Annotated in this window: 1 protein-coding gene; it reads right to left on the bottom strand. The window is 54.4% G+C overall.

Annotation, left to right across the window (positions count from 1 at the left end; genetic code table 11):
• Window positions 1–372 precede the first annotated feature (372 nt).
• Window positions 373–1134 (bottom strand): hypothetical protein (locus tag EWH12_RS21895; RefSeq protein WP_207212478.1); only part of this gene is annotated, 762 nt, incomplete at its 5' end.

Genomic DNA, 1134 nt, shown 5'->3' with positions numbered 1-1134 from the left:
AAACCTTCCCGACTATGCTCTCGCCGGGCAATACCAGTCCATGCCACCATTCACTCCATCTTGTCGCAAAGACGGCTGAATCACAACATGCTGGTATTGCTCAACAACTTTCGGATCGGGCTCTTAGGCCTAAATCTGTGAATGATAAGGCATGCCTAGGGTCAGGAGCCATCGATATAACAGGCATAATCTGATTCAGCCTCCGTAAGGAGACTGGCTATGAGCGAACTGTATTGGCTGACGGATGAGCAGATGGCTCGCCTCCGCATCTGCTGCACCGTTCTTCTGCCGCTTTACAAACCGCCGCACATAATGAGGGGCAATCACCCTACCAGCATGTAGGCATGGTACAGGCTTCCAATCAGTTCAACGTCACCCGCCGGAACAGGTGCTGAAATGTCGGGTGAAGAATTTGCCTGCCTCTGATTTGCTATATTGCGCCCCGGCGTCGCAAACGAATTTCTCTGAACCAGTATAGCCCATCGCCTCAACGGCGCGCAAGGCGCTATCGGCCTTGAACACAGGTGATCCACAGGCGAGCGCTTTAGTCGCGGCATAGCTGTTCGCCATCGCAGGCTGTTTCAAGATGCTCGATAGCAAACCCAAGTCATGAACGGCGTAATGGCAATTTTTCTGTGGTGCACCGAGGAAATATGTCGTCATCCCGCTTGCCTTGGCATCGAAACCATATGTCAGCAGCGCCCCTATGCCTCCTGGACCTGCCGGACCGAGAAAAGTGACGAAGGTAGGCAGCTTCTCTTTACTGCTTGCTTCGCCGCCGATGAAAAGCTGGTTGAGTCCATAGGATGCATAATCCTTCAAAAAGCCCAGATCCTTGTTGGCGTTAGCCAGCCTCAACAAGTCGCGCACGACGTGCAAATGCTGATTCAACGCGCCGCGGCGAGACACTTCGGCATCCCTGCTTGTGACTGAATGATACCAAGCGCATTTAAGCTTGCCGTCAGAACAAGCGTGCATGTTTGCCAAGCCACCATCCTGAATGGGGGTATGCGCGGCGACAAACAGGATGAGAACGCAGCGACAATCAAGATGAGAATCGGCTGCTGGTGTGGCGACGAAGGGCGGAGGGCGTAGCCCGAAGCCCGTAGGCGCCACACCAGCAGCCGATGGCCC

It is taken from the genome of Sphingobium cupriresistens, assembly GCF_004152865.1.
GTDB lineage: Bacteria > Pseudomonadota > Alphaproteobacteria > Sphingomonadales > Sphingomonadaceae > Sphingobium > Sphingobium cupriresistens.
The sequence above is the reverse complement of the archived record's forward strand: the minus strand, read 5'-3'. Positions and strand labels throughout refer to the sequence as shown.